Annotated in this window: 15 protein-coding genes and 1 riboswitch; of the genes, 8 read left to right on the top strand and 7 right to left on the bottom strand. The window is 37.9% G+C overall.

Annotated elements, in window-relative coordinates; all coding sequences use genetic code 11:
- Nucleotides 1–255 precede the first annotated feature (255 nt).
- The gene (locus tag P9Q65_RS00075) at nucleotides 256–930 is read right to left on the bottom strand and encodes a GntR family transcriptional regulator (protein ID WP_304507038.1); all 675 of its coding nucleotides are present in this window, start codon (nucleotides 928–930) and stop codon (nucleotides 256–258) included.
- A complete protein-coding gene (ispE, locus tag P9Q65_RS00070) occupies nucleotides 905–1,825 on the bottom strand; it encodes a 4-(cytidine 5'-diphospho)-2-C-methyl-D-erythritol kinase (RefSeq protein ID WP_304507037.1) in 921 nt (306 codons plus the stop codon). Before ispE ends, P9Q65_RS00075 begins: the two co-directional genes overlap by 26 nt.
- Nucleotides 1,826–2,070: 245 nt before the next feature.
- A riboswitch (FMN riboswitch) is annotated at nucleotides 2,071–2,187 on the top strand.
- A gap of 311 nt (nucleotides 2,188–2,498) precedes the next feature.
- Here ispE and ribD point away from each other — a divergent pair.
- The 5 genes from ribD (at nucleotide 2,499) to ytvI (ending at nucleotide 7,246) form a co-directional block, all read left to right on the top strand.
- Nucleotides 2,499–3,614 (top strand): bifunctional diaminohydroxyphosphoribosylaminopyrimidine deaminase/5-amino-6-(5-phosphoribosylamino)uracil reductase RibD, encoded by a 1,116-nt coding sequence (ribD, locus tag P9Q65_RS00065; protein WP_304507036.1) that lies wholly within the window; start codon nucleotides 2,499–2,501, stop codon nucleotides 3,612–3,614.
- On the top strand, nucleotides 3,599–4,243 hold the full coding sequence (ribE, locus tag P9Q65_RS00060) for a riboflavin synthase (protein ID WP_304507035.1): 645 nt from the start codon (nucleotides 3,599–3,601) through the stop codon (nucleotides 4,241–4,243). The genes ribD and ribE overlap by 16 nt, the downstream gene beginning before the upstream one ends.
- 11 nt (nucleotides 4,244–4,254) lie before the next feature.
- On the top strand, nucleotides 4,255–5,460 hold the full coding sequence (locus tag P9Q65_RS00055; RefSeq protein ID WP_304507034.1) for a bifunctional 3,4-dihydroxy-2-butanone-4-phosphate synthase/GTP cyclohydrolase II: 1,206 nt from the start codon (nucleotides 4,255–4,257) through the stop codon (nucleotides 5,458–5,460).
- 81 nt (nucleotides 5,461–5,541) lie between these two features.
- Nucleotides 5,542–6,012, top strand: coding sequence for a 6,7-dimethyl-8-ribityllumazine synthase (gene ribH / locus P9Q65_RS00050; protein WP_304507033.1), 471 nt, complete (start codon nucleotides 5,542–5,544; stop codon nucleotides 6,010–6,012).
- A gap of 172 nt (nucleotides 6,013–6,184) precedes the next feature.
- Nucleotides 6,185–7,246 carry a sporulation integral membrane protein YtvI gene (gene ytvI, locus P9Q65_RS00045; RefSeq protein WP_304507032.1) on the top strand — a complete coding sequence of 354 codons (1,062 nt, stop codon included), beginning with the start codon at nucleotides 6,185–6,187 and terminating at the stop codon, nucleotides 7,244–7,246.
- A 70-nt stretch (nucleotides 7,247–7,316) separates the two neighbouring features.
- On the opposite strand, the gene P9Q65_RS00040 is transcribed toward ytvI, so the two are convergent.
- Nucleotides 7,317–7,946 (bottom strand): TraX family protein, encoded by a 630-nt coding sequence (locus P9Q65_RS00040; RefSeq protein ID WP_304507031.1) that lies wholly within the window; start codon nucleotides 7,944–7,946, stop codon nucleotides 7,317–7,319.
- Nucleotides 7,946–8,875: a cysteine synthase A gene (cysK, locus tag P9Q65_RS00035; protein ID WP_304507030.1), complete on the bottom strand. Its 930-nt coding sequence runs from the start codon at nucleotides 8,873–8,875 to the stop codon at nucleotides 7,946–7,948. Before cysK ends, P9Q65_RS00040 begins: the two co-directional genes overlap by 1 nt.
- 318 nt (nucleotides 8,876–9,193) lie before the next feature.
- Here cysK and P9Q65_RS00030 point away from each other — a divergent pair, with 318 nt between their 5' ends.
- Together P9Q65_RS00030 and P9Q65_RS00025 are read left to right on the top strand one after the other, a co-directional pair.
- Nucleotides 9,194–10,063, top strand: coding sequence for a methionyl aminopeptidase (locus tag P9Q65_RS00030; protein ID WP_304507029.1), 870 nt, complete (start codon nucleotides 9,194–9,196; stop codon nucleotides 10,061–10,063).
- An 18-nt stretch (nucleotides 10,064–10,081) separates the two neighbouring features.
- Entirely contained in the window at nucleotides 10,082–11,263 is a 1,182-nt protein-coding gene (locus tag P9Q65_RS00025; RefSeq protein WP_304507028.1) for an MFS transporter, read from the top strand.
- A 120-nt stretch (nucleotides 11,264–11,383) separates the two neighbouring features.
- On the opposite strand, the gene P9Q65_RS00020 is transcribed toward P9Q65_RS00025, so the two are convergent.
- The 3 genes from P9Q65_RS00020 to P9Q65_RS13350 form a co-directional block, all read right to left on the bottom strand.
- Complete coding sequence (locus tag P9Q65_RS00020; RefSeq protein WP_304507027.1) at nucleotides 11,384–11,746, bottom strand: hypothetical protein; 363 nt, start codon at nucleotides 11,744–11,746, stop codon at nucleotides 11,384–11,386.
- Between the two features lie 811 nt (nucleotides 11,747–12,557).
- The gene (locus P9Q65_RS00015; protein ID WP_304507026.1) at nucleotides 12,558–13,691 is read right to left on the bottom strand and encodes a tyrosine-type recombinase/integrase; all 1,134 of its coding nucleotides are present in this window, start codon (nucleotides 13,689–13,691) and stop codon (nucleotides 12,558–12,560) included.
- 4 nt (nucleotides 13,692–13,695) lie between these two features.
- Nucleotides 13,696–13,923 carry a helix-turn-helix domain-containing protein gene (locus P9Q65_RS13350; RefSeq protein WP_304507193.1) on the bottom strand — a complete coding sequence of 76 codons (228 nt, stop codon included), beginning with the start codon at nucleotides 13,921–13,923 and terminating at the stop codon, nucleotides 13,696–13,698.
- Between the two features lie 224 nt (nucleotides 13,924–14,147).
- Here P9Q65_RS13350 and P9Q65_RS00005 point away from each other — a divergent pair, with 224 nt between their 5' ends.
- Nucleotides 14,148–14,705 carry a hypothetical protein gene (locus P9Q65_RS00005; RefSeq protein ID WP_304507025.1) on the top strand — a complete coding sequence of 186 codons (558 nt, stop codon included), beginning with the start codon at nucleotides 14,148–14,150 and terminating at the stop codon, nucleotides 14,703–14,705.
- Nucleotides 14,706–14,737 lie beyond the last annotated feature (32 nt).

The following is a 14,737-nucleotide window of genomic DNA, read 5'->3' as shown; positions in this document are numbered from 1 at the left end:
TGCAAGCAAAAGACACCATTAAAGAAAGAACTATTGGAAAACTGTAACTTAATTCTTCAAAGGAATGATAAACCTGTATCAAAAAAAATGAAAAAATAAATTTTCCTGCAAAAATAAAAAAGTCCCATTGCTTCAAAAGTGTAAATCTTGTGCAAGCAATCGGACCTTTTTCCCTCTGTTCAATTAAAAAAGTTTAATATATTTTTTAAACCTGTCGGTTCTTTGTTTCCTTAAACATTTGACAACCTTGTACTATTATTTATTGTGAATGGAACGTAAAATGAACTCTGTATGGTATTTAATATGGCCATGGGCAACAGTTGCCCCTTCCTCAGCGTCATGATTTTCAATGGCACGTAAAATTCCTCTGTGATGGGCAATAATCGCAGGAATAGAGCTATCCACCTTTAAATGAGCCATACGATACCGATATAGCTGAATACGCAGATTTTGATAAATATGAGATAACTTATCATTTTCTGTGGATTCTAAAATCAAATCATGAAAGTCTTCGTCCAACTGAATAATTCGCTCCAAATCATTTACCTCAATTGCCTGTTCAAATTCAGCCTCCACAAGTTTTAACTGCTGTAACATTTCTTTGCTCATCTTTTTACAGGCAATGCTGGTTGCTAAGCTTTCTAAGGCGTCTCTGACCTCTAAGATATTAATAATATCCTTTTCACTCATATCCAACACCTGGGCACCTTTTCTGGGTACAAGCTCCACCAGATTTTCTAAAGCCAACATACGCAAGGCTTCTCTCACAGGGGTTCTGCTTACACCAAGCTTATCCGCCAATTGATTTTCCATCAGTCTTTCCCCAGGTATCAATTTACCTGTAAGGATGGCATCCCTAAGGGTATTAAAAACAACATCCCTTAAAGGAAGGTACTCGTTGCCATTAATGATAAATTTTGTTTCTTCCATTCCTCTCTTCTCCTCCCTTACCACCGTTTCCGTGATAAATCTTTGTGGCAGTAACCTCCTTCAAACCGAATTTTTTTCGAATTGCTACCGCCGCATTTTTTGCATTCTCTTCCTCCGGAAACAATCCGAACACCGTCGGACCGCTTCCGCTCATCAAGGCACCCTTTGCACCAAGACGAAGCATTTCTTCTTTTAGCTGAGCAATTTTGGGATACATGGGTATGGTCACAGTTTCCAGCACATTACCTAAAAGCCTGCCCATTTTCCCAATATCCGCCTCACCCATAGCCTGTATCATCCCTTCTGTATCAGGATGATTCTCAATTTCCTGCCAGTCTAATTTACGGTAAACCATCGCCGTAGAAACACTGACGGGAAGTTTTGCCAATACAACATAACACAAAGGACACGGGTATTTCACCGGTGTCAATATTTCTCCAACACCCTCTGCTAACATCGTTCCCCTTTGAACGCAGTAAGGGATGTCCGAACCCAATAAAAAAGCAATGCTTTCCAATTCTTTTAAGGAAAGCCCCAATCCAAACAAGCGGTTCATTCCCACAATAACAGCCGCACAATCCGCACTTCCCCCTGCCAAGCCTGCCGCCACAGGAATACGCTTATCAATTTCAATATAAACGCCTTCCGCAATGTTGAACCTTGTTTTCATCAGCTCTGCCGCACGGTATGCCAAATTGCGGTTATCCGCGGGTAGCCAAGGCAGATTGGTTTTAATAAGAATGGTATCTGTGCGGATACGCTTCATGTAAATTCCGTCATATAGACTTACCGTCTGCATAATACTCTTGATCAGGTGGTAGCCATCTTCCCGTTTACCTGTCACATCCAATGTTAAATTAATTTTTGCTCGCGCTTTTAATTTTAATTCTCTCAAAATATGACCTCTTAATAATACTGTATACATTGTTTTATCTATTTATTGTATAATAGTTTTCACAAAGTTACAATCACCATCTTATACAAAAAGGCATCCTTTTCCCTATGAAAAACGCTAATAAATAAAATTTAATAGCCCATTTTTGCCCACTTTCTTCCTTAATATTTAGAGCATATTTTTTCTTGAAAATTCCTCTTGCAAAATGAACGAAGAAGTGTATAATAATGTCATATAAATATATAATACCTCTTCAGGGCAGGGTGAAATTCCCGATCGGCGGTAAAGTCCGCGAGCGTTGTTACGCAGGATTTGGTGAGATTCCAAAACCGACAGTATAGTCTGGATGGAAGAAGAGCAAACATCAAGGTGGTAATCTGTTTCTGATTGCCCTATAATACAGCTATGGTTTATTATGTCTATTTGGCATACCCATAATACCTTTTACTAGTTTTATGGACGCTTTTTGCTGTATGAAAATGTTTGATATGCCCTGTATGAGCTTTTTTAGCACATACAGGGCTTTTATTTTGAATTTGCGATTATTTTTTAAAAGATTTTTCTTTTCATGTTCAAATAATCGCTTTTCCCTCCACCTTCGGAGGCCTCTTCTTCCATCCCTTCCTTGGGAATTCTCTCCCATTCTTTCCCTGAAAGAAAGGAAGTTATTTTTATGCTTCATGAAAAATATATGAAACGAGCTGTTTTTTTAGCAAAAAAAGCTTTGGGGTACACAAGCCCAAACCCTTTGGTAGGTGCTGTTATTGTAAAAGATGGCAAAATTATCGGCGAAGGCTATCATCATAAAGCCGGTCAACCCCATGCCGAGCGTATGGCACTTGCTGACTGTAAAAGAAGCCCCAAAGGGGCAACCATATATGTTACCCTGGAACCTTGCTGTCATCAAGGCCGTACCCCCCCTTGCACAGAAGCCATCATCGAGGCAGGTATTAAACGTGTCGTCATTGGTTCTTCCGATCCTAACCCTCTTGTTAAGGGCAAAGGTGTGGAAATCATGCGAAAAAATGGCATTACCGTAACAGAGCATTTTCTTCAAAAAGAATGTGATGGACTAAATGACGTATTTTTTCATTACATTACAACAAAAATGCCATATGTCGCTTTAAAATATGCCATGACTGCTGATGGAAAAATCGCAACCTCCACAGGCGCCTCCCGATGGATTAGCAATGAGGCCTCCCGCCATCATGCTCATCACCTGCGCCATCAATACAGTAGTATTTTAGTGGGCATTGAAACGGTTTTACAGGATGATCCTTTATTAAATTGTCGGCTGGAACACGGAACACAACCCCTTCGAATTATTTGCGATAGCCGTCTGCGTATTCCCCCGGAAAGCCAAATCTGCCAAACGGCGAAGGAATATGACACAATTATTGCCTATGCCCAAGATCCCTTTGACAAAAAAGAATCTTTGGAGGCCTTAGGACTTACTTTATGGCAGTTACCCGATGAAAATGGCAAAGTTTCTCTGCCCATGCTAATGAAAAAGCTGGGAGAAACAGGAATCGACAGCGTTTTGGTTGAAGGCGGCGGAACCATCCATTATGGGTTTTTACAACATAACCTTGCACAAAAGCTCTATATTTATTTCGCCCCCAAAATTTTCGGCGGTAATATCGCAAAAACACCAGTGGGCGGTGAGGGAATTCTTGAACCGAAAGACGCTTTTTTACTGAAACTCTTGCATAGTAATACGCTGGAGGGGGATATTTTACTAGAGTATCAAATTGAAACAAAAGGAGGCGCTGTATGTTCACAGGATTAATCGAAGAAATTGGTTTCATAGATAAAGTAATTTCTCAAAACAGCGGTGGTCAGCTGGTGATCCACGCCAAAACAATACAAGAAGGCGCAAAGCTTGGAGACAGTATTGCAGTCAATGGCGTTTGCCTTACCGTAACCAATTTGACCAAAGTATCCTTTACCGCAGACGTTATGCCCGAAACTTTAAAACGCAGCAATTTAGGCCAACTTCAAAAAGGTACTCCCGTTCATCTGGAACGGGCAATGGCAGCAAACGGACGCTTTGGAGGGCATATGGTAAGCGGTCATATTGACGGAACAGGCATTATTTCCGGCAAAAAGAATGAGGGCAATGCAACCCGAATTTTCATCAATGCTGACCCAGACCTATTAAAACAAATCATCGAAAAAGGCTCCATCGCCATTGACGGTGTTAGTCTAACCGTAATTTCTGTAGATAACGAACAATTTTCTATAGGTATTATTCCCCATACAGGAACGCAAACCACTTTATTGGATAAAAAAATAGGCGATCAGGTAAACTTAGAAACAGATATTATCGCCAAGTATATCCAACGCTTTTTGGAAAATAACAGTGCGCAACAGGATAAACCTTTAACCTTGGAATTTTTAAAAGAAAACGGATTTTAGGAGGAGAAAAAATGTATACTTATACCACCATCGAAGAAGCCTTAGAAGAATTAAAACAAGGAAAAATCATTCTTGTTACCGACGACCCAAATCGTGAAAACGAGGGTGATCTCATCTGTGCTGCAGAATTTGCAACTCAAGAAAACGTAAACTTTATGGCAAAATACGGAAAAGGCTTGATCTGCATGCCCATGAATGAAGAATTAGGGCACAAATTAGGCTTACCCCAAATGGTTTCAGAAAATACGGATAACCATTCCACCGCTTTTACCGTTTCCATTGACCACGTAGATACGACCACAGGCATCTCCGCCGCAGAACGCTCCGTTACAGCGTTGAAATGTGTGGAAGATGACGCAAAACCCGAAGATTTTCGTAGACCTGGGCATATGTTCCCCCTCATTGCCAGAAAAGGCGGTGTTTTAAAAAGAGAAGGACATACCGAGGCCACTGTGGATTTGATGCGTCTTGCTGGCTTAAAGGAATGCGGCCTTTGCTGCGAAGTCATGGCAGAGGATGGCACTATGATGCGAACACCGGAACTTTGGAAGTTGGCAGAAGAATATAATTTAAAATTCATTACCATTCATGATTTACAAAACTACTGCCGCCGCCATGAAAAACATGTCCACTGCGAAGCAGCTGCACACCTTCCCACCCCTTACGGAGAATTTAAAATTTACGGTTATGTCAACGATATTACCGGAGAACATCATGTTGCTTTGGTCAAAGGCGAAATCGGCGACGGAAAAGATATTTTATGCCGTGTGCACTCGGAATGCCTAACAGGAGATGTGTTCGGCTCTTGCAGATGCGACTGCGGACAGCAGTTGGCAGCCGCCATGCGCCAAATTGAAAAAGAAGGCAGAGGCATTCTTTTATATATGCGTCAGGAAGGCAGAGGCATTGGTCTCATTAATAAATTAAAGGCATATGCTCTGCAGGAACAGGGACAAGATACCGTAGAAGCAAATATCTCCTTGGGCTTTGCCCCGGATTTAAGAGAATATTGGATTGGTGCACAAATTTTACAGGACTTAGGCGCAAAAGAATTACATCTTCTCACCAATAATCCCGAAAAAGTTTATGGTCTGGATGGATTTGGTGTAGATATCACAAAACGTGTTTCCATAGAAATCGCACCTCAAGAACACGATTTGGAATACTTGCGCACCAAGCAAGAAAAGATGGGGCATATTTTTTCCCATACAATTTAAGGGGTAATACAAGTTCTCAGAGTTCTTAACGAAAAAATAAATTCACTCATCTCAAAATGATTCTATTAGGAGGATTATACTATGAAATTAATTCAGGGAAATTTAATTGCAACAGATATGAAGGTAGGCATTGTAGCTGCTCGTTTTAATGACTTTATTGTTGGAAAGTTGATTGAAGGAGCTGAGGATGCGCTTTTGCGTCATGGTGTAGATGCAGACAATATTTCTTTGGTGCGTGTTCCCGGGGCATTTGAAATTCCCGCTGCGGCAAAGCTTCTGGTAAACAGCGGTACCTTTGATGCAATTATTTGCCTTGGAGCAGTCATCCGCGGAGCTACAACCCATTATGATTATGTTTGCAGCGAAGTTTCCAAAGGCATCGCTCATCTTTCCATGGAAACCAACACCCCTGTACTGTTTGGCGTAGTCACAACGGAAAATATCGAACAGGCCATTGAACGTGCTGGAACAAAAGCAGGCAATAAAGGTTATGATACTGCATTGGCAGCCATTGAAATGGTAAACCTCTCCGCTGAAATTAATAATATTTAATTTTGCGCCAAAAACGGAAGGGCTTAACCGGACAATTTGCGTAAACTGTTTTATTGTCTTTCATGGTAGAAAAATTAATTATTCTTTAATTCTTGTGAAACTTGTACCAAATCCTTTTATCATATTATATAATTACATAATATGGCAGGTTATCCTGATAAGGAGGGATGATATGAAGGATTTTTACATGAAAAACAGACAGGCAATACAAAATTTTTTAATTCTTTGCGGAGGAATCCTTGCCTGCTTTCTATTTTTTCGCTACCTGTTCCCCATTTTTCTGCCCTTTGTTTTCGGCTGGTTATTAAGCCTAATGTTTAATCCCTTGGCAGATAAATTGGAAAACCATCATATTCCTCGTTGGGCAGGTGCTTTGCTGGGCATTGTTCTTCTTATTTCTGTCCTGGCTCTTTTAGGGTATTTTGCAGGAAATGGGCTTTATGAACAGCTACAAAATTTGCTCAACGATCTGCCCTTTTATTTGAAAAAGATGGAGGAAGGTTTCACCTTATTCTGGGCAAGAGTAGATGAGCTTCTCATCCACCTGCCTGACGGCATTTTTAATGCAACCACCAACTTGCATGAGAAACTGTTTGGGATTTTGCTTTCCTTGGTACAAAGCAGCGGCTCCGTCACAGCCATTACTGCCGTACCTAAGGTTTTACTGGGTTTTTTCATTGCTTTATTCTCCGCATACTTTTTAACAAAGGATCGAGAAAGTATTCATTTGGCATATCAAACCCATGTAGAACCGTTGTTGGGCATTTCTCTGGAAGCAACAAAGAAGGATTTGGCAGCCTCCCTTTGGGGATATGTAAAAACCCAATTGATTCTGATGGTTTATATTTTTCTCATCTGCGTCATTGGATTATATATTCTGCGTTCCCCTTATGCCCTATTAATCAGTGTCTGTATCGCCGTTATCGACGCAATCCCTTTTTTCGGAAGCGGATTTATTCTTTGGCCCGGGGCGGTTATTCACTTTGTTTTAGGAAATACGGGCCTAGGCATCGGATACCTTGTGATTTATGGAATTGTTCAGATTGTGCGCCAGCTAATGCAGCCCAAAATATTGGGTGCGCAAATCGGAATGCACCCATTGCTCACCTTATTTTCCATGTATTTTGGATATAAGTGCATTGGGTTTTGGGGGTTACTTCTGGGTCCTGTTGTTGCTGTTATATTACGGACCATTATCCGCATTCGCCAACCAAAAAAACAAGAATATACCTAAAAAAACTTTCCTTTATCATAGATATCATCTATATTAAAAAACGGTCTGCCAGAACTTAGCAGACCGTTTTTTAATATAGTATTCCTCTGACACCTATTAAAATGAGTAGGTGCATAGGATAAAATACATAGAAAAAATATTTCGGCAAATGCACCGTTTGTTTCCATTTCTTCCCCGCCAAAGGAAAAGCACATAGGGAAGCACTTTGTAACCATGTGCCTGTAAAAAATCCATACAAAATCTGAAGTAGCACCTGTCCGTAAAAAGAAATCTCTTTGGCACAATAATAGAATCCATATAAAAAAATAGTAGCAACGCCGTACCAACTATAACTGCTTTTGAACCAGTAAGAAAGAATCAGTAATATCCCTGCCAAAAACCTCTCTTTTTCTCCCTTTCTCCAGAGCCGCAATACCACTGCCCCCAGTGCCAGAGTAAATAAAGGGTTCAAGTTGGTGCTGTAAAATGCCCTCTGATAAATAGGCTGAGAAATAACTGCCGCCAAAAGAATACGGAATATATACTTATAGAAATTGGATGTATAAGTTACCCCCTGGGCAATTCCGTATGCAAACAAAGGAAAAGACAGCCGACCAATTAAACGCAGACCTATTTCACCGGGAAAAAATATGGCACCAATATGGTCAACAACCATAAGAATGGCCGCTAAGGCCGCTGTCAAATGATTCCGCTCACCCATTATCCTTCAGCAAACATTGCTGTGGAAAGGTAGCGATCACCTGTATCAGGTAAAAACACAACAATATTTTTTCCCGCATTCTCCTGACGTTCTGCCAATTTCTTTGCGGCAAAGATAGCTGCTCCTGAAGAAATGCCCACCAAAAGACCTTCTGTTTTCGCAATATCCCGTCCCATTTCAAAGGCTTCTTCATTTTCAACAGTAATAATCTCGTCATATATTTGGGTATCTAATATAGAAGGAACAAAATTTGCACCAATCCCCTGAATACCATGGGAACCTGCCACGCCTTTGGATAACAAAGGAGAGGAAGCAGGCTCAACAGCAACCACCTGAATGTTTGGATTCTTTTCTTTTAAATATTTACCCACACCTGAAATTGTACCTCCGGTGCCAATACCCGCAACAAAAATATCCACCTTTCCCTCCGTATCTTCATATATCTCAGGCCCCGTAGTATCATAATGAGCCTTTGTATTCGCCGGGTTATCAAACTGTCCGGGGATAAAAGAATTAGGAATTTCCTTATTTAATTCTTCCGCTTTTTCAATGGCTCCCGCCATCCCTTTTGCACCCGGAGTAAGCACCAACTCTGCACCAAAGGCTTTCATAAGCAAACGACGTTCCATACTCATAGAATCCGGCATTACGATGATAGCACGGTATCCTTTCGCCACAGCCATTACCGCTAAGCCAATCCCCGTATTACCGCTGGTAGGCTCAATAATGGTTGCCCCTTCTTTTAAAATACCCCTTTTTTCTCCATCTTCAATCATCGCCTTGGCTACCCTGTCTTTTGCGCTGCCGCCGGGATTCATAAATTCCACCTTTGCAAGTAATTTACCTTGTAACTCATATTTTTTTTCAAACTGCGTCAATTCCAATAATGGTGTTTTTCCAATTAACTGTTCAATGCTGCGAAAAATCATAATTTTCCCATCCTTTCCATTTTTATCTGCTTCCATATGTTTTAGTAATACCACTGATATAAATTCCAGTCAAGCAATATCTCTATTGTTATTCCTTCTCTTTTATGCTACTATGAAAATTGAATTTGTAAATGATTTTTTTAGGTGTTTTGAAAAAACCTTTTATTTATTGTGTGTTCTTCCTAAATTTACTCACAAATAGACAAAAAACTACTTTATAAGAGTTCCCTCTGCTGTTTGTGAAACTTTTTTGCAAAAAACCAATAAATATGGCTTTCTAACACACTAAATTAATTTTAAGAAAGGATCTGACCATTTATGAAGCTCGGTCGTAACGACCCCTGCTGGTGCAACAGCGGTAAAAAATATAAACACTGCCATGCAGTATTGGATGAAAAACTTGCACAATATAAAGCAAAGGGCGCCACGGTTCCCTCACACAAAATCATTAAAACTCCGGCTCAAATTGAAGGTATCCGAAAAGCCGGAATATTAAATACGGAAATTTTGGATATGGTGTCCGAAAAAATTTGCGCCGGTATGTCCACCGACGATATCAACACTCTGGTTCATGAATATACCGTTTCCCACGGCGGCATACCTGCACCCTTGAATTATTGCGGATATCCCAAAAGTGTGTGCACCTCTGTCAATGATGTAATATGTCATGGCATCCCATCTCCCGATGAGGTTTTAAAAGAAGGGGACATTATAAACGTTGACGTAACAACAATTTTAGACGGCTATTATGCGGATGCATCTCGTATGTTTTGCATTGGAGGAGTCAGCCCGGAGGCAAAAAAACTGGTTCAAGTGACAAAAGAATCTGTGGATTTGGCTTTAAAAGAAGTAAAACCTTGGGGTTTTTTAGGGGATATAGGCTTTGTTATCAGTGAATATATTTATGCCAACGGCTATACAGTATTAAGAGATATTGGCGGCCATGGCGTTGGAAATGACTTCCACGAAGACCCTTATGTTTGCCATATTGGCAAGCGGGGAACGGGAATGCTTTTGGTTCCCGGCATGGTATTCACCATCGAACCTATGGTAAATGCAGGAAAAGAGCCATTTTACCAAGATGAAGAAAACGGGTGGACAATTTACACGAAAGATGGTTCCCTATCCGCCCAATGGGAATATACCGTTCTTGTAACGGAGGATGGAGCAGAAATCATTACCCATTAACTGTATGAGGTTTAAAAAATGAAGAGGGATAATTTAATCTATTTCTATGGTGCTTTGCAAGGGTTCTATTGGATGAGTTACGGCTGTGTTGTAAGCTTTACAGCCTTATTCCTTCTAGACCACGGTTTTTCCAATGGCAGTATTGGAACGCTCATTGCTGTCTCCAGCTTTCTTTCTGTCCTTTTACAACCCATCATTGCCGGTGCGGCAGATAAAGGCACACATTTTACCGTAAAACGGGTGCTTATGCTCCTTTACTTGGCGCAAATTGTCCCTTTTCTCCTTTTGGCTGTGTTTCCCTTGCCTAAAATCATCGTGGCAATCTTGTATAGTCTGCTCATTCTTTTGCAGCTTTCCTCACAGCCAATATTAAGTGCCTTGGGCATCCAACTGATTCAAAACGGAATCCCTCTAAATTTCGGGGTTTCAAGGGGTATCGGCTCATTATCATACTCTGTTTTGACATTCTTTTTAGGAACACTCACTGTTATTTTTTCTACAAACTGCCTGCCTTTGATTGCCTGTGGATTAATCATAATTCTTCTGCTTTTCCTTCAAAAATTTCCGGAAATGGGAAGCCAGCAAACCATAGATTTGGTACAAGGGGGAAGCATTACAGTATTAAAAAATAATCCTCGCTTTGCCCTGCTCGTCATAGGAATCGCTTGCATTTTTATATCCCATAGCGCAATCAGCAACTATATGATACATATCATAAAGCACATCGGGGCAGGAAATGAAGCATTGGGGCAAATTATGGCTTATACCGCCCTTTTGGAGGTTCCCGCAATGCTTTTTTGCACAAGGATGATTCGCAAATGGAATTGCGGAAAATTGCTTCGTTTTACGGCAGTTTTCTTTGTTATGAAAGGCCTTGGCATAACACTTGCCTCAAACTTAACCATGTTATATTTGGCATTAAGCTTTCAAGCCATCTCCTTCGCTCCTTTTACGGCGGCAATCGTATATTATGTTAGTGCAGTCTTAGGAAGATGCGATCAAGTCAAAGGGCAAGCCCTTATCACAGTTGGCATTACAGTGGGAAATATCCTGGGCAGCCTTTCAGGTGGGTATATTTTACAGTATTTCAATGTAAGCGTTATGCTATGGATTTCTACTTTATTATGTGTCATCGGCATGGTGTTCTTTCTTCTGGGTGCGCAAAATACCCCAAACAACGATGTACAGTGTACAGCTTAAGGTAAATTCCATATCATAGATTATCTATGGCCAGCGTCTAATCGATGCTGGCTTTCTTTTGTTGAAACCCCGGTTCTTTTCAGCCCCGTATCTACCAGGAATTTTAACACTCCCCATTTTTCATAATCTTTGCGTAAGCAGTTGTACCCTATAAGTTAACGCATATTTCTTTTCAACCGATTTTACATCTACTGTAATTTCATCTCCAACAACGAAATCATCATATGTCAAATTTTGAACTTCTCTGGTGTCATAGTCGACATAAATAAAATACACTTCCGGATTCTCACAGCTGATATAACACTTTTCCCCTAAAACACTGTCTTCGTCTAAGCTTTTAACTACAAAACCTTTTAGTTCTTTATTGATCTCTAAAATTTCTGCATTTACTCCTATGTGCATAATTTCCTCTTTATTGCTCCACCATATCAATCCAATTATCATTAATCCCATTGCTACTGGAAACAGTAATATTCTTTTCATAGCTTAACTCCTTATCACAAATATCTAAACCCTATTTTATCATAGCTAAAGAAAGGTCATATACGGGTTCAACCCACTTCTGACGAAATACTTATGCTTTTCTAACCATTAAAATTTCTTATACATTCATCTAATAAATATTTTGCTTTATGAGAATTCGCTTTAAAACATATATATCATAAAATTTGTATCATTCTGATTCTTCTACTTTGCGTTCACAATTTGTTGCTTTTGCAGAATAAGAAATCTTTTTCCCGTAAATTTTGAATTTTTCCAAACGTTCTAAATTTCTGTAATAAAGGCTCCTTTTTTTAACTGTGTAGATAAGCACCCTATTTTCGGAATTTTTGCAATGAAATCAATTACTACGTTTGTATTGTCTTATTGTATTTTATCTACGTTCAAATTAAATTGCAATGATTATTTCTATAAATTTCCATATTTTTCTTAAGACAATTAAATGGTTACATCTTCGTTAGTTTCATACCCTTCTTTTAAGGCTATTCAAGGCTTAAAAAGCAAATTTTAAGCACTAAAAAAGCCTTGAAAATGTTGATTTTCAAGACTTCAGCAATAATGCGGATGACAGGACTTGAACCTGCACCAGGAAAACCCCGACTAGAACCTGAATCTAAAAATCTATATGTTATCAATCACTTTTCAGCATTAATTAAGTTTAACTAGCACCGCTCGAACCATTGATTTTACTGAGTTTTCACCACTTTTACACAAATTTCGTTAAGTTTGCTTACTTCTCATTTTTACGCCATTGGTTAGAAAAATGTTAGAAGTGGTTAGAAGTAATCCTGTCTTAATATATAGCCAACTTCCCTTCAATCTCACTTGCCATATTAACCTTAGATTCATATTGCAAATGAGCATAAATATTAGCTGTGGTAGCGTAATCTCCATGCCCCAACCATTCTTGAATATCCTTAATACTATACCCCAAATTTAACAACATAGATGCTGAACTATGCCTCAAATCATGAAATCTTATTGATGGCATATTATTTTCAACCAGAATATCTTTAAATGCTTGTGAGATATAGTTTGGTTTTATCAGACTTCCATCTTGCCGTTTACACACATAATCATTATCTTGGTAACAATTTCCCATCAACATTTTATCTTCTAATTGTTTCTTTTTTAATTTCTGAAGATATGACTTAATATTCTTGTCCAATGGCAAAGTTCTGCAACTGGATTTTGTTTTAGTCACATCATCGTAAACTGTTTGACTTCCTACCAATATAGCAGTGTGGTCAACGTGGATTACATTTTGCTTGAAGTCTATTGCACTCCATTTTAAACCTAATATTTCACTACGCCTAAATCCATAATATGAGGTTAATAGTACAGGGGTTTCAAGGCTTGTGTCTCTTACAATTTGCAATAGTTTATTAATTTGCTCAACATCATAATAGCTAGATTTGAACTTCTTTTTCTTTGGCAACAATACATTGTCTGCTGGATTATGCTGAATCAATTCAAGAGTAACTGCGTAAGCCAATGCTTTATGAATGTTAGCATGATGTTTGATCACTGTATTTCCACTTATAGTCTCAAGTTTATAAGAATAATATTTTTGAATATGAATAGGTTTTAAGTCTTGAAGATTTAATTTTTCTTTTCTGAAATACGGCTCAATATGAGCTTTCACAACGGTTACATATGAACAATATGTATTTGGTCTAACTGTAGTCTTAATTACTTCTAGCCATTCCAACATGAAATCCGCAAATAACATTTTAGATGAACCAACTAATTTTTCTTCATTTTTTTCATATTCTTGAAGTGTTAGTTTTAGAAATTCTAAGGCTTTTCTTTTATTGCCTTTAACATCTAACCCTGATGGTATCCATTTTTGTTTTCTTTTACCTTCCACTTTAAAGTTAAGGACAACGTAAAACTTATTATTTTTCTCTTGAAGGCTACCAGTCATAGTTTCACTCTCCTTTTATTGATAGCCCACTTTTAAAATCAATAATATTATAACATAAAGCATTATTGTTTTGAATTCCTAATCCGTTATAAATATAGTCAATAATACATCTTTTAGGTATCTTATAATCTCTTCCAATTTTAATAGAGCGTATTTCATTATTCCTCAATAGTTCATATGCCTTATTTCTGCCAATATGTAATAAATTCTGTAAATCATTAACTCCAACAATATCAGGGCAATCCTTTAAAATTTCTTCTATAATTAATCATCCTTCTTTCCAATCAAAAAAAGGACAGCTATACTTAAATACCTGTCCTAAAAGTTTTAAATTTTATTATATTTGTTCACACATAAAAACTATTAAACATTCAGAAAATCATTACTATCTTATTATAATATTAACATTGACCAATATTTGTAAAAATGTTACTATATTTAAGAGATGTTGTATATATGATTATTGTACAAGGGGATATCATGGACAAACTTAATTTAGTTGCCGAATACAAAGAATTATATTATAAAGAAATTGAATATAAAGACGCTATGAACAACAAAATTGGAACGTCTTTAACACTACTTACAATCTTATGCACAGGACAAACATTTATAATTGGAATACTGACAGACTTGAATTTAGTATTTAAAATCATACCAATTATATTCTTTTTGTTTGAATTAGTTTCTGCTGTTTTAACTTTAATTACATTATATTATTTTCTAAAAACTTATTATAAAAATAGTTATTATTTGATATCGATTAAAGAAATTAAAGAAAAATTATCTTACAATGCATCGTTAATCAATTTTTATGTTGAAAATGAGATTGAAGAAGCTAATTGTATTTTCTTGAAAAATTATTTTATAGATAAAGCCATCCAGAATAGAGAGCAAAACTTAATTAAAAATAAATATCAAATGAAATTAAGTGCTTATATGACTTTAGCAGTATTTAGTCTAATTATAACTTATATTTTTTGGATTTTACTAATTAAAAATTTTACATACTAAAACTAAAAGGAGTGTAATTATGTCGGAAAATA

The sequence above is a fragment of the Anaerotignum sp. genome, from assembly GCF_030625865.1.
In the GTDB taxonomy this organism is placed as follows: Bacteria; Bacillota; Clostridia; order Lachnospirales; family Anaerotignaceae; genus Chakrabartyella.
The sequence above is the reverse complement of the archived record's forward strand: the minus strand, read 5'-3'. Positions and strand labels throughout refer to the sequence as shown.